The organism is Pseudomonas sp. BP01 (assembly GCF_022760795.1).
GTDB lineage: Bacteria > Pseudomonadota > Gammaproteobacteria > Pseudomonadales > Pseudomonadaceae > Aquipseudomonas > Aquipseudomonas putida_Q.
The window spans coordinates 1-234 of the sequence record NZ_JAFBKA010000155.1 but is presented as its reverse complement, the minus strand read 5'-3'; the positions used below and the strand labels follow the sequence as shown (position 1 = coordinate 234).

The following is a 234-nucleotide window of genomic DNA, read 5'->3' as shown; positions in this document are numbered from 1 at the left end:
GCTCGCCGCGACCGGTGAAGGTCACGCCGTCGGCCAAGGCCAGGTCAGTCGGTTGAGCAGGCGGCAGCAGGTCGGTAGAGGCGACCGAGCCCGGCTGCGACACATTCCCAGCAGCATCGGTCAGGGTGACTTGCAGGGTACTGCCGTCGTTCACGGCAGGAGTCAGGGCAATGACGAAGGTGCCATCGGCGCCAACGGTACCCGTCGCGAGGATGTTGCCTTCGGCGTCACGCA

The 234-nt window shown here is 66.7% G+C and carries 1 protein-coding gene; it reads right to left on the bottom strand.

Translation table 11 applies throughout. The annotated features are described in order from the left end of the window. A partial coding sequence (locus JOY50_RS29440) for an Ig-like domain-containing protein (protein ID WP_243056214.1) occupies positions 1 to 234 on the bottom strand: 234 nt, incomplete at both ends.